Raw genomic sequence first — 22059 nt, 5'->3', positions numbered from 1 at the left:
CCACGCCTGACTCCTCACACCTCGCCGGCCGGCTCCCCAGCCGCGCCGGCACCGGTTTTCTGAGGGGTTTTTGATGGCCCACTGCTGGTTGTTCGAGGGGTTTGTGCTGACAAGAATGACAGAGCCGCGGCACCCCGCGCCCCGAGTCGCCCTCCTGTGCCCCGAAAGGACGAGGATGTCCTTCACACCCGAAGCCCCGACCTCCGCCGCCTGGCTGACCGCCCAGGACTGCGACCTCGACACGTTCCGCGCCCTCGTCGAACGCACCACCGACCCGGCCGACTACCCGCGCGCGGCGTCGGTCGAGAACGGCGTCCTCGTGTACGACAGCGAGGCGTACGACGGTGAGGCTTACGACGGTGAGGCGCCCGGCGAGGGCCTGCGCGCCGAGCTGGTCCGGGCCCTCACGGACGGCCCCGGCGTCGTCCTGTTCCGGCGTGCCTTCCCGGACGCGGCGGTCGTCGACCGGCTGACCTCCGTCTTCGAGGCCCTGCTGAACGAGCAGCGCGCGGCGGAGGCCCCCGCGGGCGACCACTTCGCGAAGCCGGGGGCGAACGAACGGGTGTGGAACGCCCTGGAGAAGGCCGCCCTGTACGACCCGTCGGCGTTCGCGGACTACTACGCGAACCCGGTCGTCGCGCTCGTCTCCGAGGCGTGGCTCGGCCCCGGCTACCAGATCACCTCGCAGGTCAACGTCGTCAACCCGGGCGGCGCCGCGCAGACCGCGCACCGGGACTACCACCTGGGGTTCCTGTCGGCCGAGGCGGTCGCCGCGTACCCGGAGCACGTCCACCGGCTGTCGGCCGTCCTGACCCTCCAGGGCGCGGTGGCGCACTGCGACATGCCGGTGGAGTCGGGGCCGACGCTGTACCTGCCGTACTCGCAGAGATACGTCCCCGGGTATCTGGCGTGGCACCGGCCGGAGTTCCAGGCGTACTTCAAGGAGCGCCACGTCCAGCTCCCGCTGCTCAAGGGGGACGCGGTGTTCTTCAACCCGGCGGTGTTCCACGCGGCCGGCACCAACCGCACGCTCGACGTGCGAAGGATCGCGAACCTGCTCCAGGTGTCGTCGGCGTTCGGGCGGGCCATGGAGACGGTCGACCGGGAGGCGGTCGCGAACGCGGTCTACCCGGCGCTGGTCCAGCACGCGGGCGATCCGGCCTGGGTGGAGCGGGTGATCGCCGCGAGCGCGGAGGGCTACGCCTTCCCCACGAACCTCGACCGTGATCCGCCGGTCGACGGGATGGCGCCGCCCTCGCAGGCGGACGTGGTGCGGCGGGCGCTCGCCGAGGGATGGACCACCCGGGCTCTGCGGGACGAGCTGCGGGCCGGCGCCGTACGGCGCGAGAGCTGAAAGGGAACGGCATGGCACTCCTGAAGGACAAGGTCGTCCTCGTCAACGGCGGCAGCCAGGGCGTGGGGGCGGCGATCGCGCGGGCCGCCGCGCGCGAGGGCGCGAAGGTCGCCGTGACCGGGCGCCGGCCCGAGGTGGGCGAGGCCCTGGTGGCGGAACTGGGCGGCGACGCACTGTACGTACAGGCCGACCTCTCGGACGCCGAACAGGCGAAGTCGGCCGTGGCGGCCGTCGTGGAGGCGTACGGCCGTGTCGACTGCCTCGTCAACTCCGCGGGCCTCACCTCGCGCGGCACGCTGCTCGACACGACGCCCGAGCTGTTCGACGCGCACATCGCGATCAACCTGAAGGGGCCGTTCTTCGCGATGCAGGCGGCCGTCGCCAACATGGTGGGGCGCAAGGAGCCCGGGACGGTCGTCAACATCATCACCTCGTCGGCGCACGGCGGTCAGCCCTTCCTGGCGCCGTACGTCGCCGCCAAGGCGGGCCTGATCGGGCTGACCCGCAACGCCGCGCACGCGCACCGCTGGGACCGGGTGCGCATCAACGGCCTGAACATCGGCTGGACGGCCACGGAGGGCGAGGACGCCACCCAGCGGGCCTTCCACGGCGCCGAGGACGGCTGGCTGGCGGACGCCGCCGCGAAGCTGCCCATGGGCAAGCTGGGCCAGCCCGACGAGATCGCCGACTTCGTCGTCCTCCTGCTGTCCGACCGGTCGGGCGTGGTGACCGGTTCGGTGATCGACTGGGACCAGAACGTCCTCGGCGGCCTCGACTAGACCTCCCTCTCCCCCTGTTTTTGGCACCACCCTTAGGAGCTGCACCCCCATGCGCATCGGAATCCTCGGCCTCGGCCGCATCGGCGCCTTCCACGCCGAGACCCTCTCCGGACTCGACGCCGTCGACTCCCTCGTCCTCACCGACCCGTTCGCCGAGGCCGCCAAGGCCGCCGCCGAGAAGTTCGGCGGGGAGGTCGTCGACTCGCCCGAGGCGCTCCTCGCGGCGGGGGTGGACGGCATCGTCGTGGCCGCCGCGACCGACGCGCACCCGGCGCTGATCCGGGCGGGCGTGGCGGCGGGCATCCCGGTCTTCTGCGAGAAGCCGGTCGCCAAGACCATGGCGGAGGGCGTCGAGGTCCTCAAGGCCGTCCAGGGCAGCGGCGTCCCCATCCAGATCGGGTACAACCGCCGTTTCGACGCCGGTTTCGTCGCCGCGCGCGCGGCCGTGCAGGCGGGTGAGCTGGGCAAGCTCCACACGGTCCGCTCCACGACCCTCGACCCGGCTCCGCCGCCCGCGGCCTACGTCGCCGCGTCCGGCGGGATCTTCCGCGACTGCTCCGTGCACGACTTCGACATCATCCGGTGGGTGACGGGCCGCGAGGTCACCGAGGTGTACGCCGTCGGCGGCAACCGGGGTGCCGACTACATCAAGGAGGCGGGGGACGCCGACACGACCGGCGCGGTCCTCACCCTCGACGACGGCACGATCGCCGTCGTCTCCAACTCCCGCCACAACGGGCGCGGTTACGACGTCCGGATGGAGATCCACGGCTTCACCGACTCCATCGCCGTCGGCCTGGAGGACAAGCTCCCCCTCCGTTCCGTCGAACCCGGCGTCACCTTCCCCGCCGGCACCCCCCACGACTTCTTCATGGACCGCTTCACCGCGGCCTACCGCGCCGAACTCACCGCCTTCACCGAGGTCGTCTCCGGCACCCGCACCTCCCCCTGCACCATCGAGGACGCCCTCGAAGCCGGCTGGATCGCCGACGCCTGCACCCTCTCCCTCCACGAACACCGCCCGGTGACGATCGCGGAGGTACGGGGCGCCTGAGCCCGGAGAGCCGCCCCCTGAGCCCACCCGCACGGACTCCGGGCCCGGCGGAATGTGATGTGCCGTACGGCTACATGGCTGCCGTACGGCACATCACGCATCACACACCACGCGCCATGCGCCGCACATCACGCATCACGCATCACGCATCACGCGCCCCACGCACGACGCACCACGCACCACGCACCACACATGACACATCATGCGTGATATATCACGCACCACCTCCCCACCCCCCTCTGGCACCCTCACCCCATGCCACCCCTCATTACCCCCGCCCACATCACCGACCTCCCCCAACTCCTCTCCGACCACCCCCGCTACTGGGGCGACCGCGACCTCCGCGCGCTCCATCTCCGCGCCCTGGTACAGGAGTTCCCGGACACCTGCCTGGTGGCCCGCGCGCGGGACGGGATTCGGGGGTACGTGATCGGCTTCGTCACGCCGGCCGCCACCGGGTACGTCCACCTCATCGCCGTCCGCGACGACGCGAAGGGAACGGGGCTGGGCCGCGCCCTGTACACCGCGTTCGGCGAGGCCGCCCAGCAGCAGGGCGCCGCCCGGCTCAAGGCGATCACCGGCACCGGCAACGCGGGGTCGATCGCGTTCCACCGTTCGTTGGGGTTCGAGGCGAACGTGGTGGACGACTACAACGGGCCCGGCGAGCCGATGGTGGTGTTCACGCGGGCGCTCTTCTGAGTCAGCCCCGCCCCCGCACATGCAGATGCCCCTCCAACGGATACGCGGGCGGACGAGCGGGCAGTACCCCCTCCAGTCCGTACCCGCACTTCTCCGCGACCCGGCAGGACGCCGCGTTGTCGGTCTGGTGGATCAACTCCAGCCGCTCCAGGGCCTCGTACTCCCTGAACGCCCAGGACGTCAGGGTGCGCAGGGCATTGGAGGCGACCCCTCGTCCCCGGGCGGCGGCGGCCGTCCAGTAGCCGATCTCGGCCGCGACGGCGTCGGGGTGTTTGAGGACGGCGTGGCCCAGCGGCTGCCCCTGCGGGGTGACCACGGCGAAGGCGAGGCGGGTTCCGGTCGTCCAGCCCCGCTCCTGCTCGGCGATCCAGCGCACGGCGTCGCTCTCGTCGTGGATGTCGAGGCTGGTCCAGTGGCGGAGGGCGGCGTCCTGGGCCAGCGGGATCAGCGCGGGGGCGTCGGAGGGCTGCCAGGGGCGCAGGGAGAGCGCGGAAGCCGGCCCCGAAGAGCCGGCTTCCAGCGGTATGGCGATCTTGTCCATGTACAGGAGGCTAGGGCCCTCAGGGCACGGACGCGGACGCGACCTCGGCCCCAGTCACAACCGCAGCCCCAGTCACAGCCGCAGCCGCAGCCGCAGATTCACGCCCGGCCGACCGGCCCCCAGCTTCCTTGAGCCCGGCCCACAAGCTCCCAGCCCCCCTGAGGTCAGCCGACAAGCCCCCGGCTCCCTCCCCCCGCCTCCAGCCACGGACTCCCGCCGGCAGGCCCCCTCACGCCCCGCACGACCGCAAGAACTGCCGGGTCCGCACGGCGATCGGCAGGGGCCGGTCCGGCTCGCAGGGATACATGTCCTGCTCGACGATCGCGAACAGCTCGACGCCCAGCCGCTGGGCCGCCTCCATCACGGGCCCCAACTCGGGGACACCGGAAGGCGGTTCGCACATCACGCCCTGGGCGACGGCCGGCCCGAAGGGGGTCCCCTTGGCCTGGACGTCCGCGAGGACCGCCGGGTCGACCTGCTTGAGGTGCAGGTACCCGATCCGCTCCCCGTACGTCTCGATCAGCTTCACGCTGTCGCCGCCGCAGTACGCGTAATGCCCGGTGTCGAGGCAGAGGTTGACGAGTTCGCCGTCCGTCGAGTCGAGGAACCGCTCGACGTGGTCCTCGGTGTCGATGTGGGTGTCGGCGTGCGGATGGACGACGATGTCCAGCCCGTACACCTCCTTGACCTCGTGCCCGAGCCGCTCCATGCCCTTGGTGAGGTGGGCCCACTGGGCGGCGGTCAGCTCCGGGGGTTCGAGGATCTCGGCGGTCTTGTCGTCCCGCCAGAAGGAGGGGATGACGACGAGGTGCCGGGCCCCCATCGCCTGGGTGAGCGCGGCGACCTGGCTGACGTGCTCCCAGGTGGACTCCCAGACGGACGGCCCCCGGTGCATACCGGTGAAGACGGTCCCGGCGGACACCTTCAGCTCCCGTTTCGCCACCTCCTCCGCCAACCGGCCGGGATCGGTGGGGAGATAGCCGTAGGGACCCAGCTCGATCCAGGAGTACCCGGCCTCGGAGACCTCGTCCAGGAACCGTTCCCACGGCACCTGCCGGGGATCGTCGGGGAACCACACCCCCCACGAGTCGGGAGCCGAGCCGACGCGGATACGGTCGAGAGTCACGAGCCCTCCCCCGCAGCGTCCGGCAGCTCGTCCACGTCGACACCCCGCACCTGCGACAACTCGTGCTTGAGAGCCGCGAGTTCGGCGCCGCCGGCCATGTGGTTGGTCAGCTCCTCCAGGCTCACCTCGCTGCGGGCGGCGCTCAACTCCAGCGTGCCGAGGCGTAGGACGCTGAAGTGGTCGCCGACCATGTAGGCGTGGTGGGGGTTGTGGGTGATGAAGATGACGCCGAGGCCGCGGTCGCGGGCGGCGGCGATGTACTTCAGCACGACGCCGGACTGTTTGACGCCGAGGGCGGCGGTCGGCTCGTCGAGGATCAGCACCCGTGCGCCGAAGTAGACGGCGCGTGCGATGGCGACGCACTGCCGCTGGCCGCCGGAGAGGGTGCCGATGGGCTGTTCGAGGTCGTCGAGGACGATCCCCATGTTGCGGAGTTCTTCGTCGGCGGTCTTCTTCATCCGCTCGATGTCCAGCCGCCTGATGGGCCAGGGGCCTTTGGTCATCTCGGAGCCAAGGAAGAAGTTCCGCCAGACCGGCATGAGCGGGACGGTCGCGAGGTCCTGGTAGACGGTGGCGATGCCTCGGGCGAGCGCGTCGCGCGGGGTGCTGAAGCGGACCGGCTGTCCGTCGACGAGGAACTCACCCTCGGTGTGCTGGTGGAGGCCGGAGATGATTTTGATGAGGGTCGATTTGCCGGCGCCGTTGTCGCCGAGGACGCAGGTCACCTTCCCGGGGTGCACGGCGAGGGAGACGCCGTGCAGGGCGCGGATGTTGCCGTACGCCTTGCCCGCGCCGCGGAGTTCGACGATCGCGCCGTCGCCGGCCGGGGGGTCCTGGAGGATCGCCCCGTGTGTTCCTTCGGTCGTCATGGAAGTCACCTCCGGGTCGCCGTGCGCTGAATCCACAGGTTGATCAGGACGGCGCCGAGGAGCATGACGCCGAGGAACGCCTTGAACCAGTCGGGGTTCCAGCCGGCGTAGACGATGCCCTGCTGGACCATCCCGAACATGAAGGCGCCGAAGACCGGCCCGATCGCGGAACCGGCACCGCCGGTCAGGAGACAGCCGCCGATGACGGCCGCCGCGATGTAGATCAGCTCCTGCCCGACCCCTTCACCCGACTGCACGGTGTTGAAGGAGAACAGTTGGTGCATCCCCACGAACCAGGCACCGAACCCGACGGCCATGAACAGGGTGATCTTCGTGAAGTTCACCGGGACACCGACCGCGCGGGCCGACTCCTTGTTCCCGCCGACCGCGAACACCCAGTTCCCGTACTTCGTCCGCAGCAGGACCCAGGTGGCCAGCGCCGCGAAGACCAGCCACCACACCACGGTGACCTTGATCTCGACGTCCCCGACGTGGAAGGACGACGCGAAGACCTTGCGGGCCTGGTCGAAGCCGTCCATGTCGCTGATGTCGTCGGTCGCGACGTTCGTCGTGACGAGCTTCGTCACGGCGAGGTTGGCGCCCTGGAGGATCAGGAACGTGCCCAGCGTGACGAGGAAGCTGGGCAGTCCGGTCTTGACGACCATCCAGCCGTTGAACGCGCCGATCGCCAGGGCGACGACCAGGGCGACGACCACACCGACCCACACGTTCATGGTGAGCTGGAAGCTGAGCATGGACGCGGTGAGCGCGGAGGAGATGACCGCGACACCCGACGAGAGGTCGAACTCCCCGCCGATCATGAGCAGGGCGACCGGCAGCGCCATGATCCCGATCGTCGACGACTGGTAGAGGACCGTCGCCATCGAACCGCCGTCACGCACCGTCGGCGCCGCGATCAGGAAGAACACGAAGACCGCCGCCGCCCCGAGGAACACCCCCACCTCAGGACGGGCCAACGCCCGTACCGCGAACGGGCGCTGTGCGGTGCGCCCGTCCTTCTCCGGTGCGGGCGGGGCCAGTTGGGCCGTACTCATCACCGCGTCCCCTTCGCCGCGTACTCGGCGACCTTGGCGACGTTGGTCTTGTCGACGAACGCGGGGCCGGTCAGGACGGCCTGCTCGCCGCCGCCGCTGTAGTTGCCGTTGTTCTTGTAGAGCCACAGCCCGTCGACCGCCAAGTAGCCCTGGAGGTAGGGCTGCTGGTCGACGGCGAACTCGATGCTGCCGTCCTGGACCGCCTTGACGAGTTCCTTGTTGAGGTCGAAGGTGGCGACCTTCGCCTTGGAGCCCGACTCGGAGACCGACTTGACCGCGGTCAGCGCGTAGGGCGCGCCGAGGGCGACGACCCGGTCGATCGCGGTGTCCTGGCGGAGCTTGGCGGTGATCGTCGACTGCACGGACGGCATGTCGGTGCCGTTGACGTTGAGGATCTCGGTGGTGCCCTTGAAGGTCTTCTTCAGTCCGTCGCAGCGCTGGGTGAGACCCACGTTGCCCTGCTCCTGGATGACGCAGACGACCTTCTTGGCGCCGTCGGTGTTCAGGCGGTTGCCGAACGCCTCGCCGGCGACGGACTCGTCCTGCCCGAAGAATTCGAGGAGGCCGAGGCTCTTCCAGTCGCTGAGACCGGAGTTGAGGCCGACGACGGGTATCCCGGCCGCCTTCGCCTTGGCGATGACGGTCTTCATCGCGTCGGGCTTGGCGAGGGTGACGGCGATGCCGTCGACCTTCTGGTCGATGCCGTTCTGCACCAGGTTCGCCTGGTTGCCGGCGATCGGGTCGTTCGAGTAGATGAGCTCGATGTTGTCCTTCGCGGCGGCGGCCTCGGCACCCTTGCGGACGGTGTCCCAGAAGGTGTCGCCGGCGGCGGCGTGGGTGACGAAGGCGACCTTCATCCGGGGCGTGGTGGCCTTGCCCGCGGAGGCGCCGGTCGAGGCGCTCTCCTCGGCCTTCTTGCCACCGGAACTGCTGGAGCATCCCGCGACGGTCAGGGCCGCCGCCGCGGCGAGGGCCACGAGCGGGACGATCTTGCGGGAACGGGCTGACGTTGCACTGTCCATCTTTCCGGCACCTCACTGTGCGGGACGCTGCTCTGTTGGGACGGGATCAAATCCCTTGTCGAACCCGGTGTCAATACTTTGTTAAGACATCATTTCACTAACAGGTCCGAATGTCAGAACAAATCATTGACAGGGGAGACTCCCGGGACCTACACCTGAGGAACGCACACTCCGGAGCCGATCTCTACCCCCGAGGAGGTGCCTCGCATGCCGAAGACCGGTGAGCGGGCCCGCGCCGTGTCCGCCTCCGCGCTGGACGCGCTCCAGTTCGCGCTGGACCGGGGCAGCCCCGTCCCGCTGTACTACCAGCTCGCCCAGCAGCTGGAGGCGGCGATCGAGCACGGCGAGCTGGCCCCGGGCAACCTCCTCGGCAACGAGATCGACCTCTCGACCCGCCTCGGCCTCTCCCGCCCGACCGTCCGCCAGGCGATCCAGTCGCTCGTCGACAAGGGCCTGCTGGTCCGCCGCCGGGGGGTGGGCACGCAGGTCGTGCACAGCCAGGTGAAACGCCCCCTGGAGCTGAGCAGCCTGTACGACGACCTCGCCGCCGCCGGCCAGGGCCCCACCACCGTCGTCCTGCGCAACGAGACACTCCCCGCCTCCGCCGACGTCGCCGCCGCCCTCTCCGTCCCCGAGGGCAGCGAGGTGATCCTCATCGAACGCCTGCGCGCGACGCACGGCCAGCCGGTCGCCCGCCTCTCCAACTACCTCCCCCCGGACCTCCTCGACCTCTCCACGCCCCACCTCGAAGCCACCGGCCTCTACACCATGCTCCGCACGGCCGGCATCACCCTGCACAGCGCCCGCCAGACCATCGGCGCCCGCTCCGCCACCCCCGACGAGGCGAAGCTCCTGGAGGAGACCCCGGGCGCCGCCCTCCTCACGATGCAGCGCACGGCCTACGACGACACGGGCCGCGCGGTGGAGTACGGAACGCACATCTACCGCGCGAGCCGCTACGCGTTCGACTTCCAGCTGCTGGTCAGGTCATGAGAAACGCTCAGCGCGGCGCCATCCGCAGCGCCCCGTCCATCCTGATCGTCTCCCCGTTCAGGTAGTCGTGGTCGACGATCGCCAGCGCCAGCTTCGCGTACTCCTCCGGCGAGGCGAACCGCTGCGGGAACGGCACCCCGGCGGCGAGGGACGTACGGAACTCCTCCGAGACGGTCCCCATCATGGGTGTGTCGACGATGCCCGGCGCGATCGTGCAGACCCGGATGCCGTACTGCGCGAGGTCCCGGGCGGCGGGCAGCGTCAGCCCCACCACTCCGCCCTTGGAGGACGCGTACGCCGCCTGCCCGACCTGTCCGTCGTACGCGGCGATGGACGCGGTGTTGACGATGACGCCGCGCTGGCCGCCCTCGTCCGCCTCGGTCGCGGCGATGGCCTCGGAGGCGAGGGCGAGGACGTTGAACGTCCCGACGAGGTTGATCTGCACGACCTTCGCGTACAGCGCGAGATCGTGGACCCCCTTGCGGCCGAGAATCCGCATGGACGGCCCGATACCCGCGCAGTTGACGACGGCCCGCAGCGGCACCCCCGCCCCGGACGCGGCGGCGACGGCGGCGGCCACCTGCTCGGGGTCGGTGACGTCGGCGGCGACGTACGTCACCCCGGGCACCTCGGGGGCGCCGTCGATCCCGGACTTCAGGTCGACGGCGAACACCTGCGCACCGGCCTCGGCGAACGCCTTCGCGGTCGCGGCGCCGAGTCCGGAGGCCCCGCCGGTGACGAGGGCGGCGGTGTGGGCGAGCTGCATCATCACTCCTTGCCGAGGACGGTGAGCGCACCGCCCTCGCTCCGGTCCAGCGCACGCGAGATGACCATGCGCTGGATCTGGTTCGTTCCTTCGAAGATCTGCATGACCTTGGCCTCGCGCATGTACCGCTCGACGGGGAAGTCCCGCGTGTAGCCGTACCCGCCGAGGACCTGCACCGCGTCCGTGGTCACCTTCATCGCGTTGTCCGTCGCGACGAGCTTGGCGATGGACGCCTCGCTGGTGAACGGCAGCCCCTGGTCCTTGAGCCGGGCCGCCGCCAGGGTCGTCGCGCGCGCGGACTCGACGGCGGCCCCCATGTCCGCGAGGACGAACGCGAGCCCCTGGTGCTCGATGATCGGCTTCCCGAACGTCTCCCGCTCGCGCGCGTAGCGCACGGCGTGGTCGAGGGCGCCCTGCGCGAGGCCGGTGGCGACGGCGGCGATCCCGAGGCGACCGCAGTCCAGCGAGGCGAGCGCGATCCGCAGACCGTGCCCCTCCTCGCCGATCCGCCGCGAGAGCGGTACACGGACGTCGTCGAACCGCATCGTCGCGGTCGCGGAACCGGTCAGCCCCATCTTGCGCTCCGGCGGGTCCGCGCTCAGGCCGGGGGTGCCGGCCGGGACGAGGAAGCAGGAGATGCCGTGCGTGCGGTCCTCGGAGGTGCGCGCCATGACGGTGTAGAAGTCGGCGTAACCGCCGTGCGTGGTCCATGCCTTGGCGCCGTTGATGACGTACTCGTCGCCGTCGCGCACCGCGCGTGTCCGCATCGCCGCCGGGTCCGATCCGGCGTGCGGCTCGGAGAGGCAGTACGCGCCCAGCAGCTCCCCGCCGAGCAGCTCGGGCAGCCACTCGGCGCGCTGCTCGGCCGTGCCGAACCGGGCCAGCGGGAAGCAGGACAGGGCGTGCACGGAGATCCCGACGGCGACGCTCGACCAGACGGCGGCGACCTCTTCGAGGACCTGGAGATACACCTCGTACGGCTGCCCCGCCCCGCCGTCCTCCTCGGGGAACGGGAGGCCGAGCAGTCCGCTGCGGCCGAGCGTGCGGAACACGTCCCTCGGGAACTCCGCCTCCGCCTCCGCGTCGGCGACACGCGGCGCCAGCTCCTTGGCGGCGAGCATCCGCGTGAGCCGGACGAGGTCGAGGGCTTCCTCGGTGGGCAGGGCGCGAGTGGCGGGCACGGTGGCCTCCCCGGGACGAAAACGATACTGGAACGAGTACCTGCGTATCGTTAACAGTACGCCACAGGGACGTGCGACGACAGCGGTTCCCTCGCCCTGCATGCTTACGACGACACCGCGTGCACGATCAGCGACGCGAGCTGTTCGTACGCCTCCGCGTCCGACAGCCCGGTCCGCGCCTTCAGCTCGCCCCCCTGGATCTGCCGCATGGTCGCCGCCGCCACCTCCCCGACGAACCCGGCGTGCACGTCCCGGAACGCGCCGTGCGCGACCCCGTCCGCGATGAGCTGGCGGACCCGCTCCGACGCCCACCGCGTGTTCGCCTCGTACACCTCGCGCGCGGGCGGGAAATCGGCCACGTCGTCGACGAACCGGCGGGACAGGGGCCGCAGTTGCTCGGCGACGGCCGTCAGGTACACCCGCACCCGGTCGGCGGGGTCGGCGGTCTGCACGACCCGCTTCTCGACCGCCTCGGTCGCCCCCCGGAAGTAGTGCTTCACCGCCTCGACGACCAACCCCTGCTTGCTGCGCGCCAGTTGGTACAGGGTCGTCTTGGAGCACCTCAGCCGTTCCGCGAGGTCGTCCAGCGTGAGATCGGCGAACCCTTCCGCCGTGACCAGTGCGACGAGACGTTCCAGCAGGTCCGCCTGGCGGGCGGTGCGGCGAGCGGAGGGCATGATCTCAGCCTAATCCAGAAGTGACCGGTGGGTAGGTAACGTGCGGCGGACCGTTTCCGCGCCGCTCACCTCCGCCAGTCCACCTCCCGCGAAGCCGCCGGCGCGAACGCCTCGATCTTCCCCCGCACCTCCCCCATGACGGCGACGATCCGCCGCTCGTGCTCCTCCGTGAGCCGTGACACCGGCACCGAGCAGCTGATCGCGTCGGTGGCGGGCGAGGCGTAGCGCAGCGCGAACCCGAACCCGGCGATCCCGGCCACCGTCTCCTCCCGGTCGACGGAGTACCCCCGCTCCCGGACCCCGGCGAGATCCGCGAGAAGCGCCTCCCGGGTGGTGTGCGTGTTGGCCGTGTACGACGTCAACCCGCCCTCGGGCAGCGGGAGTCCGTCGTCCGGGCGCTCGGCGAGGAGCGCCTTGCCGAGGGCCCCCGCGTGCGCGGCGACCCGGCGTCCGACGCGGCTTATCGTCCGCAGGTACTCGTGGGACTCCCGCGTCGCGAGGTACACGACGTCCGTCCCGTCGAGCCGCGCGAGGTGGATGGTCTCGCCCAGCGCGTCGGACGCCTCGTCGAGATACGGCCGCACGAGCCGGACGTACCGGTCGCTGTCGAGGTACCCGGTCCCCGTCAGCAGCGCCCGAATCCCGATCCCGTACAGCGAGCCGGTGGTGTCCGTCCGCACCCATCCCTGGTCCACCAGCGTGCGCAGCAGCGCGTACATGCTGCTGCGCGGCACCTCCAGCGCCTCGGCGAGTTCGCGCAGCCGGGCGGGCCGGTCACCGCGCGCGGCGAGCAGTTCGAGCAGGGCGACGGTCCGCACCGCCGACTTCACTTCGGGGACTCCCCCAGGTGTCGACATGAACCGATCGTAGATCCCGTCCGTGCAGACACATTGATAACTGCCGTCTACATATCTAGCCTGCGTCTCAGGACATAGACAGCAGGACATAGACAGCGTCTCCGTATCTCAGATGGGGGAACTGCACATGCCGCTCGTGGTCGTCGGGATCAGCGTCCTGGTCCTTCTGTTCCTCATGACGAGGCTCAAGCTCAACGGCTTCGCCGCGCTCCTCCTGGTCGCCGTCGGGGTCGCCCTGGTCAGGGGCATCCCGGTGGCGAAGATCCCGGACGTCCTCTCGGACGGCATCGGCGGTCAGATCGGCGACACGATGCTGACGATCGGGCTCGGCGCGATGGTCGGCCGGGTGATGGGCGACTCGGGCGCGGCGCAGCGCATCGCGGGGAAGCTGCTGGCGGTGTGCGGCCCGCGCTGGGTGCAGGTCGCGATGGTGCTGACGGCGATGCTGATCGGCGTGACGATGTTCTACGAGGTGGCGTTCGTCATCATCGTCCCGGTGGCGTTCACCCTCGTCAGGGTCACGGGCGCGAACCTGCTGTGGGTGGGCCTGCCGATGTCGATCGCGCTGTCGACGATGCACAGCTTCCTGCCCCCGCACCCGGGCCCGACGGCCGTCGCCGCGACGTTCCACGCCTCGGTCGGACTGACCCTGTTCTACGGCCTGTTCATCGCCGTCCCGATCGGCGCGGTGATCGCGCTGGTGTGGCCCCGGCTGCCGTTCGTGCGCGCGATGAACCCGAGCGTGCCGACCGGTCTGGTCAGCGACAAGGTCTTCGAGGAGGAGGAGGAACTCCCGGGCCTGTCCTGGTCGTTGGCGGTGGCGCTGCTGCCGGTCGTCCTCATCGCGGGCGCCGCCGTCACCGACATGGCCACCGGCTCGGAATCGGGTCTCGTGCACACCGTCGAGTTCATCGGCTCGGCGCCGGTCGCCCTGCTGCTGACGCTGCTGGTGGCGGTCTGGGCGTTCGGGCCGCGCATCGGGCGGAGTCTGGAGGAGGTCAGCGCGTCCTGCCGGGGCGCGGCGCAGGCGATGGCGATGATCCTGCTGGTGATCGGCGCGGGCGGGGCGTTCAAGCAGGTGCTGGTGGAGGGCGGGATATCCGACTACATCAAGGACGCCACCGACGGCTGGTCGATCTCGCCGATCGTCCTCGCCTGGCTGGTCGCCGCGATCCTGCGGGTCGCGCTCGGCTCGGCGACCGTCGCCGTCGTCACCGCCTCCGGTGTCGTCCTGCCGCTCGTCGCGGGCAGCGGGGCGCACGCCGAGGTGATGGTCCTCGCCGTGTCCTGCGGCTCGATCGCGTTCTCCCACGTGAACGATCCGGGGTTCTGGATGTTCAAGGAGTACTTCAACCTGTCCGTCGTCCAGGCCATCAAGGCACGGACGACCTACACGACCGTCCTCGCTGTCCTGGGCCTGGGTGGCACCCTGCTGCTCGAACTGGCCCTGGACGCCCTCTGACCCTCTCGGTAAGGAACCTCATGCCCCAGCCCGTCGTCACCCGCTGGTCCGTGCACCCCGTCGCGGGCCACGACTCGATGCTCCTCAACCTCTCCGGCGCCCACGCCCCCTTCTTCACCCGCAACGTCCTGGTCGTCGAGGACTCCGCCGGGCACGTCGGCCTCGGCGAGGTGCCGGGCGGCGAGGCCATCACCCGCACCCTGCGGGACGCCGAACACCTCGTCGTCGGCGCCGAGTTGGGCGACTACAAGCAGGTCCTGCGGGCCGTGTCGGAGACCTTCGCCAACCGTGACGCGCACGGCCGGGGCGAGCAGACCTTCGACCTGCGGACGACCGTCCACGCCGTCACGGCGATCGAGTCGGCGCTCCTCGACCTCCTGGGCCGGCACCTGGAGGTGCCCGTCGCGGCCCTCCTCGGCGACGGGCGGCAGCGGGACGCCGTGCGTGTGCTCGGGTACCTCTTCTACGTGGGCGACCCGGACCGCACCGGTCTGCCGTACGTCCGGGAGAAGGACGCGGACGTCGAGTGGTACCGGGTCCGGCGCGAGGAGGCGCTCACGCCGGAGGCGATCGTGCGGCAGGCGGAGGCGGCGTACGAGCGGTACGGGTTCCGGGACTTCAAGCTGAAGGGGGGCGTGCTGGCGGGCGCGGAGGAGGTGACGGCGGTGCGCGCGTTGAAGGAGCGGTTCCCCGAGGCGCGGATCACGCTCGACCCCAACGGGGCCTGGTCGCTGGCGGAGGCGGTCGAGCTGTGCCGTCCGCTGCGGGGCGTCCTCGCCTACGCCGAGGACCCGTGCGGGGCCGAGGACGGTTTCTCCGGGCGGGAGATCCTCGCGGAGTTCCGCCGGGCGACCGGGCTGCCGACGGCCACGAACATGATCGCCACCGACTGGCGTCAGCTCGCCCACGCGCTCGCGCTCGGCTCGGTCGACATCCCGCTGGCCGACCCGCACTTCTGGACGATGTCCGGCTCGGTCCGGGTCGCGCAGCTCTGCAACTCCCTGGGTCTGACGTGGGGTTGCCACTCCAACAACCACTTCGACATCTCGCTCGCGATGATGGCCCACTGCGGGGCGGCGGCGCCGGGCGACTACAACGCCCTGGACACGCACTGGATCTGGCAGGAGGGGCTGGAGCGCCTGACCGTGGAGCCGCCGCGCATCGTCGCGGGTCAGGTCGCGGTGACGGACGCGCCCGGTCTCGGCGTCACGCTCGACCGGGAGCGGCTCGCCGCCGCCGAGGCGCTGTACGCGGAGCACGGGCTGTCGGGGCGCGACGACGCGGCGGGCATGCGCCACCTCGTCCCGGACTGGACGTTCGATGCCAAACGCCCCTGTCTCGTGCGCAGTTGACCATAGGCGCCCCTTCCCGGCACCCGGCGTCGGGCGCGGCCTCCCGCGTGCCAAGATGATGTTCCGCAAGTCATCCCGCGCCCGGCTCCGCGAAGCCGACCGCCAGGACGGAGCCCGCCCATGACCGCCCCCGAGCCCACCGCGCGCCCGAAGATCGACACGAGCCGTCCGCATCCGGCGCGGATGTACGACTACTTCCTCGGCGGCAAGGACAACTACCCGGTCGACCAGGAGGCCGCCGAACGCTTCATCGCGGCGGCCCCCGAGGTGAAGGTCGCGGTCCGCGCGAACCGCGCCTTCATGCGGCGGGCCGTGCGGCACGTGGTGGGCGAGGGCGGCGTCCGGCAGATCCTGGACATCGGCACGGGCCTGCCCACCGAGCCGAACGTCCACCAGATCGCCCGCGAGATCGCGCCGGAGACCCGGGTCGCGTACGTCGACAACGACCCGATCGTCGGCACCCACTCGATGGCCCTGCTCGACGACGACGAGGGCATCTCCGTCGTCCTCGCGGACCTGCGCGACCCGCGCGCGATCCTCGACCACCCGGACGTCCGCAAGGTCATCGACCTCGACGAGCCGGTCGCCCTGCTGCTGGTCGCCGTCCTGCACTTCGTCAAGGACGACGAGGACCCGAACGCCCTGATGACGACCCTCCTGGACGCCCTGCCCACCGGCTCCTACCTGATCCTCACGCACGCGACGGTCGACTTCCACGCGGACCGCCGCGAGAACGCCGTCGCCATCTACAAGAACGCCTCCGCGACGATGAACCCCCGCCCGCACGCCGAGGTCCTGCGCTTCTTCGACGGCCTCACGCTCCTGGAGCCGGGCCTGGTCACGGTCCCGACCTGGCGCCCGGACGAGGCCCCGGACCCGGCCCTCCCGCCGATCGGCTTCTACGGCGGCGTGGCCCGCAAGGACGCCTGACCGCGCCTAGCCGAGGGCCAGCGCCCCGACGGCCGCCGCCAGGTCCGTACGGATCTCCGCCTCGCGCGGCAGCAGGTCCTGGCGGCGGCCGACGACCGACACCGCCGCCCGGATACGGCCGTCGGGGTCCCGCACGGGCATGGCGTACTCGGTGACGCCGTGTTCGAACTCGCCGTGCGCGGCGACGAAGTCGGCCGGGCGGTCGCGGTCGTTGGCCGCGAGGAGTTCCTCGACGGAGCGGGCCGCGTCGGGGCCGCCGACGCCGATCAGCTCGTAGTCGGCGAGGAGGGCGGCGAGTTCGTCGCCGGTGTGGTCGAGGAGGAGCGCGCGGCCCGCGCCGGTGCACCAGCAGGGCGTGACCAGTCCGGCGCGGATGAACCACTGGGGTGCGACGGCCGCCGCCGACTCGGTGCGCAGCAGCCTGACCTGGACGCCGTCGCGGACGGAGAGCCGGGCGTCCGCGCCGTGCGCGACGGCGAGCCGGCGCAGGTGGGGGCGGCTGAGCCGGAGCAGCCCGGGGTGCAGGGACGCCGCCACCGAGAAGAACGCGGACCCGGCGCGCAGCGTGGCGTCCTCCCGGCGCTCCAGAAACCCCTTGTCGCACAGGTCCTGCGTGGTCCGGGACCCCTTGCTGCGCTCGACCCCGACCTCGTCGGCGAGCCGGCCGACGGTGAACCCGGCGCGTCCGGAGACCTCCCGGTCCAGGACCGTGTTGACGATCCGCAGCGCCATCCGCAGCGAGGACGCGGCCCCCTTGCCCACCGGCTCTCTCGTCGTCATCCGCCCACTGTAACGAGCCGTACAGGACGATCGCCCGCCGCACGGCGCACATCGGCAGCCGGTGCCGTCGCATCGGCATGCCCGCACCGACACGCCCGGCCCCGAGGCTGAGGGGACAGCGGAACGGCACGAAGAAACACAGAGAGTACGGAGGACCGGGTGACTCGTTACGACCTCTCCCTCATCGGATTCGGCGGCGTGAACCGCGCGCTGGCCGAGCTGATCGCCGAGCGCGGCGACGCCCTGGAGGCCGAACTCGGCTTCGCCCTCAGGGTGGTGGCCATCACCGACCTGCGCGCGGGCTCCCTCGTACGGACGGACGGCATCGACCTGGCCCCGCTGCTCGCGGTGGCCCCCGGGGAGCTGGACCTCTCGGTGCTGCCCGGCGGCAGCCGGGACCCGCGCAACGAGTGGGTCGTCAAGGAGGTGCCGTCGGACATCGTCGTCGAGGCCACCTTCACCAACCCGGAGGACGGGCAGCCCGCCCTCTCGCACGTCTGCTGGGCGATCGAGGCCGGCAAGCACGTGTGCACGACCAACAAGGGTCCCGTCGCCCTGCACGGGCCCGCGCTGCGGGAGCTGGCCGAACGGCACGGCGTGCGGCTGGCGTTCGAGGGGACCGTCATGTCCGGCACGCCGGTGCTGCGCACGGCCCGCGAGATGCTGGGCGGCCTCGCGGTGACCGGCTTCGAGGGCATCCTCAACGGCACCTCGAACCATGTCCTCGGCCGTCTGGAGTCCGGGCTGACCTTCGCGGACGCCGTCGCCGAGGCCCAGTCGCTGGGCTACGCGGAGGCCGACCCGACGGCGGACGTGGAGGGGTACGACGTCCAGCTGAAGGTGATGATCCTGGCGGGCGAGGTCCTCGGAACCCGCCTCACCCGGGCCGACGTCCCCTGCACGGGCATCTCCTCCCTCACCCCGGAGGATGTGCGGCGGGCCGCCGCCGAGGGGCTGCGCTGGAAGCTCGTCGGCTCGGCACGACGCCGTCCGGACGGGACCGTCGAGGCGAAGGTCGCCCCGGTGGCGCTGCCCGCCGAACACCCCCTCGCCGGGGTCGCGGGCCCCACCAACGCGCTGGTCCTGCACACCGACCTGCTGGGCGCGATCACCCTGGGCGGCCCCGGCGCGGGCCGCACGGAGACGGCGTACGCGCTGTTGTCGGACATCATCGGCATCCACGCGGCACGGTCCGCCGCCCTCACGGGGGCCGGCCGTGGCTGAGCCGACCGTACCGGCGCCGACTCGCTCGACGAGACCGGCCGCTGCCGACCCGACCGCCCCCGCCACCCCCCTCAAGGAGACCCGCCATGGCTGAGACGACCCTCATGGGTGCCCCCCTGTCCGTCGGCGCGGGCATGTCCCCCGTCCGTAACCCCTACACCGGCGAGATCATCGGCTCGGTCTGCCTCACGCCCGCCGACGCCGTGGCCGACGTGCTGCGGCGGGCCCGGGAGGGGCGGGAGACCGCGCGCGGGCTGTCGCGGGCGGCCCGGGCGGCTGTTCTGGACGGCGCCGCGCGCCTCGTCGAGGAGCGGGCGGAGTCGTTCGCGCGGCTGATCGTCGCCGAGGCGGGCAAGACCCTCGCCCAGGCCCGCAAGGAGACCGGCCGGGCCGTCAACACCCTGCGCCTGTCGGCGGCCGAGGCCCGGCGCAACGCGGGCGAGGTCGTCCCGTTCGACGCGTACGAGGGCTCCGAGCACCGCACCGGCTGGTTCAGCCGGGAGCCGCTGGGCGTGATCGTCGCCGTCACCCCGTACAACGACCCGCTGAACCTGGTCGCCCACAAGCTGGGCCCGGCGGTCGCGGGCGGCAACGCGGTCGTCCTGAAACCCTCGCTGCTGACCCCGCTGTCCGCGCTGCGGCTGGTGGACACGCTGGTGGAGGCGGGGCTGCCGGAGGAGGTGGTGACCGTCGTCAACGGCGGCGCCGACCTCGGCGCGGCCCTGGTCGCGGCGCCGGACGTGCGGATGGTGTCGTTCACCGGCGGTTTCCGCACCGGTGAGGCGATCGCCCGCTCGGCGGGCCTGAAGAAGCTCGCGATGGACCTCGGCGGGAACGCGCCGGTCCTGGTCCTCGCCGACGCCGACGTGGACGCGGCCGTCGACGCCTGCGTCTCCGGGGCGTTCTGGGCGGCCGGCCAGAACTGCGTGGGCACCCAGCGCGTCCTGGTCGAGCGGGCGGTGTACGAGGAGTTCCGCGACGCGTTCGTGGCCCGCGCCCGGCAGTTGCGTGCCGGGGACCCGCTGGACCCGCGCACGGACGTCGGTCCGATGATCGGCGAGGACGCGGCGGTCGCCGCCGAGGCCACGGTCGCGGCGGCCCTCGCCGACGGCGCGCGGCTGCTGTGCGGTCACCGGCGCGAGGGCGGGGTGTACGCGCCGACCGTCCTGGAGGGCGTGCCGGGGTCGGCGGCGGTCTGGCGGGACGAGGTGTTCGCGCCGGTCGTCGTGCTCCAGCCGGTCGACTCCTTCGAGGAGGCGATCGAGCGGGCCAACGAGATCGACTTCAGCCTCCACGCGGGCGTGTTCACCTCCTCCCTGGACAAGGCGATGGCGGCGGCCCGGCTCCTGGACGCGGGCGGGGTGATGGTCAACGACTCCTCCGACTACCGCTTCGACGCGATGCCGTTCGGCGGCTCCAAGTACGGCAGCATGGGCCGCGAAGGGGTGCGGTTCGCGTACGAGGAGATGACGCAGCCCAAGGTCGTCTGCCTCAACGGGGCCGGGAGATGAGCGGGTTGAGGACCGAGCGGGACTCCCTCGGCGAACTCGCCGTCCCCGCCGGGGCGTACTGGGGCGTCCACACCGCGCGGGCCCGGGAGAACTTCCGGGTCAGCGGGGTCCCTGTCTCCGAACACCCGCACCTGGTACGGGCGTTGGCGCTCGTGAAGCACGCCGCCGCGCTCGCGAACGAGGAGATCGGCGTGCTCGACCCCGCCAAGGCCGCCGCGATCGCGGCGGCCTGCCGGGCCGTCGCCGAGGGCCGCCACCACGACCAGTTCTGTGTGGACGTCGTCCAGGGCGGCGCCGGGACCAGCACCAACATGAACGCCAACGAGGTCATCGCGAACCTCGCCCTGGAACACCTGGGCCACCCGAAGGGCCGCTACGAGTTCCTGCACCCGCTGGACGACGTCAACCGCTGCCAGTCCACGAACGACGTCTACCCGACGGCCCTGCGGCTCGCCGTGTCGGCGGCGCTGATCGAACTCCGCGACGAACTCACCCTGCTGTCCGCCGAGTTCACGACGAAGGGCGTCGAGTTCGCGGGGATCGCGAAGACCGGCCGGACCCAGTTGCAGGACGCCGTGCCGATGACGCTGGGCCAGGAGTTCGGCGCGTTCGGCGTCACCCTCGCCGAGGACGTCCGGCGCCTCGGCGAGACCCTCCCGCTGCTCGGTGAGACGAGCCTCGGCGCGACGGCCGTCGGCACCGGCATCGCCGCCGCACCGGGCTACGCGGCGGCGGCCGTACGGCACTTGAGGGAGCTGACCGGTCTCGACGTCACGCCCGCCGCCGACCTCGTGGAGGCGACGTCCGACACCGGGGTGTTCCTGCTGGTGTCCGGGGTGCTGAAGCGGACGGCCGTCAAGCTGTCGAAGGTGTGCAGCGATCTGCGGCTGCTGGCCAGCGGGCCGCACGCCGGGTTCGGGGAGATCAACCTGCCCGCGCGGCAGGCGGGTTCGTCGGTGATGCCGGGGAAGGTGAACCCGGTGATCCCCGAGATGGTCAACCAGATCGCGTTCGCCACGGCCGGCGCGGACGTCGCGATCACCATGGCCGCCGACAACGGGCAGCTCCAGCTCAACGCGTTCGAGCCGCTCATCGGGCATCTGCTGCTCCAGCACATCGGCTGGCTGACGCGGGGCTGCGCGGCGCTGCGGACCCTGTGCGTCGCCGGCATCACGCCGGGCCGGCCCCGGGAGGCGGCGGTGGGGGCGGTGACCGCGCTCGCGCCGCGCATCGGGCACGAGGCCGCCTCGGCGGTGGCCCGGGAGGCGCTGGCGACCGGGGAGCCGGTCCTCGACGTCGTCGTACGGCGGGGTCTGCTGGACCGGGAGAGCGCGCGGGGGCTCATGGCCTCGGGCGGCTGACCACGCGGGACAGCGCGAGGGCTGTCACCGTGTCGCGTACACCGGGCATCTGGGCGATCTGCTCCCAGATGCCCTGGACGCGTTCCAGACAGTCCGCCTCGACGCTGACGAGCAGGTCGAACTGGCCGCTGAGGACGTCGCAGGAGACCACCTCGGGGATGCGTTTCAGCGCGGCGAGGACCTCTCCGCCGCGCATCCGGTCCTGGCGGTAGACGAGGACGTGCGCGGCGACCGGGGAGCGTCCGGCGGTGTGCGCGGGGCGGACGATGGTGTAGCCGCCGATGTGGCCCTGGCGCTCCAGGCGTTCGACGCGCTGGCGGACCGCGTTGCGGGACAGGCTGACGCGTTGGCCGAGTTCGGCGTGCGAGATCCGGGCGTTGCGGGTGAGTTCGGTGATGATCTGCTCGTCGATGGTGTCCATGCGGTGCCTCCTGGACGTGCGGCAAGCTCCGGCGGCCGGGTTCGA

22 protein-coding genes are annotated in these 22059 nt (G+C 71.5%); 11 read left to right on the top strand and 11 right to left on the bottom strand.

Annotation, left to right across the window (positions count from 1 at the left end):
• Positions 1-175 precede the first annotated feature (175 nt).
• The 4 genes from ABZX85_RS08450 (at position 176) to ABZX85_RS08435 (ending at position 3886) form a co-directional block, all read left to right on the top strand.
• Positions 176-1354 carry a phytanoyl-CoA dioxygenase family protein gene (locus ABZX85_RS08450; protein ID WP_355863768.1) on the top strand — a complete coding sequence of 393 codons (1179 nt, stop codon included), beginning with the start codon at positions 176-178 and terminating at the stop codon, positions 1352-1354.
• An 11-nt stretch (positions 1355-1365) separates the two neighbouring features.
• Complete coding sequence (locus ABZX85_RS08445; RefSeq protein ID WP_355863766.1) at positions 1366-2133, top strand: SDR family oxidoreductase; 768 nt, start codon at positions 1366-1368, stop codon at positions 2131-2133.
• 49 nt (positions 2134-2182) lie between these two features.
• Positions 2183-3187, top strand: a complete 1005-nt coding sequence (locus ABZX85_RS08440) for a Gfo/Idh/MocA family oxidoreductase (RefSeq protein WP_355863764.1) — start codon at positions 2183-2185, stop codon at positions 3185-3187.
• A gap of 255 nt (positions 3188-3442) precedes the next feature.
• Positions 3443-3886 (top strand): GNAT family N-acetyltransferase, encoded by a 444-nt coding sequence (locus ABZX85_RS08435; RefSeq protein WP_355863763.1) that lies wholly within the window; start codon positions 3443-3445, stop codon positions 3884-3886.
• Between the two features lies 1 nt (position 3887).
• On the opposite strand, the gene ABZX85_RS08430 is transcribed toward ABZX85_RS08435, so the two are convergent.
• From ABZX85_RS08430 to ABZX85_RS08410, 5 genes are all read right to left on the bottom strand, one after another.
• A complete protein-coding gene (locus tag ABZX85_RS08430; protein WP_355863761.1) occupies positions 3888-4427 on the bottom strand; it encodes a GNAT family N-acetyltransferase in 540 nt (179 codons plus the stop codon).
• A gap of 229 nt (positions 4428-4656) precedes the next feature.
• Positions 4657-5553, bottom strand: coding sequence for a sugar phosphate isomerase/epimerase (locus ABZX85_RS08425; RefSeq protein WP_355863759.1), 897 nt, complete (start codon positions 5551-5553; stop codon positions 4657-4659).
• Complete coding sequence (locus ABZX85_RS08420) at positions 5550-6422, bottom strand: ATP-binding cassette domain-containing protein (protein ID WP_355863757.1); 873 nt, start codon at positions 6420-6422, stop codon at positions 5550-5552. The genes ABZX85_RS08425 and ABZX85_RS08420 overlap by 4 nt, the downstream gene beginning before the upstream one ends.
• 5 nt (positions 6423-6427) lie before the next feature.
• The gene (locus tag ABZX85_RS08415; protein WP_355863755.1) at positions 6428-7477 is read right to left on the bottom strand and encodes an ABC transporter permease; all 1050 of its coding nucleotides are present in this window, start codon (positions 7475-7477) and stop codon (positions 6428-6430) included.
• The gene (locus tag ABZX85_RS08410; RefSeq protein WP_355863753.1) at positions 7477-8499 is read right to left on the bottom strand and encodes a sugar ABC transporter substrate-binding protein; all 1023 of its coding nucleotides are present in this window, start codon (positions 8497-8499) and stop codon (positions 7477-7479) included. Before ABZX85_RS08410 ends, ABZX85_RS08415 begins: the two co-directional genes overlap by 1 nt.
• Positions 8500-8706: 207 nt before the next feature.
• Between ABZX85_RS08410 and ABZX85_RS08405 the strand changes: the two genes are divergently transcribed.
• Positions 8707-9492 carry a GntR family transcriptional regulator gene (locus ABZX85_RS08405; RefSeq protein WP_355863751.1) on the top strand — a complete coding sequence of 262 codons (786 nt, stop codon included), beginning with the start codon at positions 8707-8709 and terminating at the stop codon, positions 9490-9492.
• 7 nt (positions 9493-9499) lie between these two features.
• On the opposite strand, the gene ABZX85_RS08400 is transcribed toward ABZX85_RS08405, so the two are convergent.
• The 4 genes from ABZX85_RS08400 to ABZX85_RS08385 form a co-directional block, all read right to left on the bottom strand.
• Positions 9500-10258, bottom strand: a complete 759-nt coding sequence (locus ABZX85_RS08400; RefSeq protein WP_355863749.1) for an SDR family NAD(P)-dependent oxidoreductase — start codon at positions 10256-10258, stop codon at positions 9500-9502.
• A gap of 2 nt (positions 10259-10260) precedes the next feature.
• Positions 10261-11439, bottom strand: a complete 1179-nt coding sequence (locus tag ABZX85_RS08395) for an acyl-CoA dehydrogenase family protein (RefSeq protein ID WP_355863747.1) — start codon at positions 11437-11439, stop codon at positions 10261-10263.
• Positions 11440-11543: 104 nt separating this feature from the next.
• Positions 11544-12116, bottom strand: coding sequence for a TetR/AcrR family transcriptional regulator (locus ABZX85_RS08390; protein WP_355863745.1), 573 nt, complete (start codon positions 12114-12116; stop codon positions 11544-11546).
• A 65-nt stretch (positions 12117-12181) separates the two neighbouring features.
• A complete protein-coding gene (locus ABZX85_RS08385; protein ID WP_355863743.1) occupies positions 12182-12973 on the bottom strand; it encodes an IclR family transcriptional regulator in 792 nt (263 codons plus the stop codon).
• Positions 12974-13100: 127 nt separating this feature from the next.
• Here ABZX85_RS08385 and ABZX85_RS08380 point away from each other — a divergent pair, with 127 nt between their 5' ends.
• The 3 genes from ABZX85_RS08380 (at position 13101) to ABZX85_RS08370 (ending at position 16717) form a co-directional block, all read left to right on the top strand.
• The gene (locus ABZX85_RS08380) at positions 13101-14435 is read left to right on the top strand and encodes a gluconate:H+ symporter (protein ID WP_355864171.1); all 1335 of its coding nucleotides are present in this window, start codon (positions 13101-13103) and stop codon (positions 14433-14435) included.
• Between the two features lie 20 nt (positions 14436-14455).
• Complete coding sequence (locus tag ABZX85_RS08375) at positions 14456-15787, top strand: enolase C-terminal domain-like protein (RefSeq protein WP_355863741.1); 1332 nt, start codon at positions 14456-14458, stop codon at positions 15785-15787.
• Positions 15788-15907: 120 nt separating this feature from the next.
• Positions 15908-16717 carry an SAM-dependent methyltransferase gene (locus ABZX85_RS08370; protein WP_355863739.1) on the top strand — a complete coding sequence of 270 codons (810 nt, stop codon included), beginning with the start codon at positions 15908-15910 and terminating at the stop codon, positions 16715-16717.
• A gap of 6 nt (positions 16718-16723) precedes the next feature.
• Here ABZX85_RS08370 and ABZX85_RS08365 read toward each other — a convergent pair whose 3' ends face one another.
• Positions 16724-17497, bottom strand: coding sequence for an IclR family transcriptional regulator C-terminal domain-containing protein (locus tag ABZX85_RS08365; RefSeq protein WP_355863738.1), 774 nt, complete (start codon positions 17495-17497; stop codon positions 16724-16726).
• A gap of 159 nt (positions 17498-17656) precedes the next feature.
• On the opposite strand from ABZX85_RS08365, the gene ABZX85_RS08360 reads away from it, so the two are divergent.
• The 3 genes from ABZX85_RS08360 to ABZX85_RS08350 all read left to right on the top strand — a co-directional run bounded on the left by ABZX85_RS08360 (position 17657) and on the right by ABZX85_RS08350 (position 21593).
• Positions 17657-18721: a homoserine dehydrogenase gene (locus tag ABZX85_RS08360; RefSeq protein ID WP_355863736.1), complete on the top strand. Its 1065-nt coding sequence runs from the start codon at positions 17657-17659 to the stop codon at positions 18719-18721.
• Between the two features lie 86 nt (positions 18722-18807).
• The gene (locus ABZX85_RS08355) at positions 18808-20232 is read left to right on the top strand and encodes an aldehyde dehydrogenase family protein (RefSeq protein WP_355863734.1); all 1425 of its coding nucleotides are present in this window, start codon (positions 18808-18810) and stop codon (positions 20230-20232) included.
• On the top strand, positions 20229-21593 hold the full coding sequence (locus tag ABZX85_RS08350) for an aspartate ammonia-lyase (RefSeq protein WP_355863732.1): 1365 nt from the start codon (positions 20229-20231) through the stop codon (positions 21591-21593). Before ABZX85_RS08355 ends, ABZX85_RS08350 begins: the two co-directional genes overlap by 4 nt.
• Here the strand turns inward: ABZX85_RS08350 and ABZX85_RS08345 are convergent.
• Entirely contained in the window at positions 21574-22014 is a 441-nt protein-coding gene (locus ABZX85_RS08345; protein ID WP_355863731.1) for an Lrp/AsnC family transcriptional regulator, read from the bottom strand. The genes ABZX85_RS08350 and ABZX85_RS08345 overlap by 20 nt on opposite strands.
• Positions 22015-22059: the final 45 nt, after the last annotated feature.

The sequence above is a fragment of the Streptomyces sp. NPDC004539 genome, from assembly GCF_040610055.1.
In the GTDB taxonomy this organism is placed as follows: domain Bacteria; phylum Actinomycetota; class Actinomycetes; order Streptomycetales; family Streptomycetaceae; genus Streptomyces.
This window is presented reverse-complemented; position numbering and strand designations above follow the sequence as displayed.

Coding starts and splice junctions, on each gene's coding strand:
- ABZX85_RS08430 (WP_355863761.1), bottom strand. CDS start 4,427: ATGGACAAGATCGCCATACCGCTGGAAGCCGGCTCTTCGGGGCCGGCT.
- ABZX85_RS08450 (WP_355863768.1), top strand. CDS start 176: ATGTCCTTCACACCCGAAGCCCCGACCTCCGCCGCCTGGCTGACCGCC.
- ABZX85_RS08365 (WP_355863738.1), bottom strand. CDS start 17,497: ATGACGACGAGAGAGCCGGTGGGCAAGGGGGCCGCGTCCTCGCTGCGG.
- ABZX85_RS08440 (WP_355863764.1), top strand. CDS start 2,183: ATGCGCATCGGAATCCTCGGCCTCGGCCGCATCGGCGCCTTCCACGCC.
- ABZX85_RS08405 (WP_355863751.1), top strand. CDS start 8,707: ATGCCGAAGACCGGTGAGCGGGCCCGCGCCGTGTCCGCCTCCGCGCTG.
- ABZX85_RS08345 (WP_355863731.1), bottom strand. CDS start 22,014: ATGGACACCATCGACGAGCAGATCATCACCGAACTCACCCGCAACGCC.
- ABZX85_RS08420 (WP_355863757.1), bottom strand. CDS start 6,422: ATGACGACCGAAGGAACACACGGGGCGATCCTCCAGGACCCCCCGGCC.
- ABZX85_RS08415 (WP_355863755.1), bottom strand. CDS start 7,477: ATGAGTACGGCCCAACTGGCCCCGCCCGCACCGGAGAAGGACGGGCGC.
- ABZX85_RS08400 (WP_355863749.1), bottom strand. CDS start 10,258: ATGCAGCTCGCCCACACCGCCGCCCTCGTCACCGGCGGGGCCTCCGGA.
- ABZX85_RS08410 (WP_355863753.1), bottom strand. CDS start 8,499: ATGGACAGTGCAACGTCAGCCCGTTCCCGCAAGATCGTCCCGCTCGTG.
- ABZX85_RS08445 (WP_355863766.1), top strand. CDS start 1,366: ATGGCACTCCTGAAGGACAAGGTCGTCCTCGTCAACGGCGGCAGCCAG.
- ABZX85_RS08390 (WP_355863745.1), bottom strand. CDS start 12,116: ATGCCCTCCGCTCGCCGCACCGCCCGCCAGGCGGACCTGCTGGAACGT.
- ABZX85_RS08370 (WP_355863739.1), top strand. CDS start 15,908: ATGACCGCCCCCGAGCCCACCGCGCGCCCGAAGATCGACACGAGCCGT.
- ABZX85_RS08355 (WP_355863734.1), top strand. CDS start 18,808: ATGGCTGAGACGACCCTCATGGGTGCCCCCCTGTCCGTCGGCGCGGGC.
- ABZX85_RS08350 (WP_355863732.1), top strand. CDS start 20,229: ATGAGCGGGTTGAGGACCGAGCGGGACTCCCTCGGCGAACTCGCCGTC.
- ABZX85_RS08380 (WP_355864171.1), top strand. CDS start 13,101: ATGCCGCTCGTGGTCGTCGGGATCAGCGTCCTGGTCCTTCTGTTCCTC.
- ABZX85_RS08435 (WP_355863763.1), top strand. CDS start 3,443: ATGCCACCCCTCATTACCCCCGCCCACATCACCGACCTCCCCCAACTC.
- ABZX85_RS08385 (WP_355863743.1), bottom strand. CDS start 12,973: ATGTCGACACCTGGGGGAGTCCCCGAAGTGAAGTCGGCGGTGCGGACC.
- ABZX85_RS08375 (WP_355863741.1), top strand. CDS start 14,456: ATGCCCCAGCCCGTCGTCACCCGCTGGTCCGTGCACCCCGTCGCGGGC.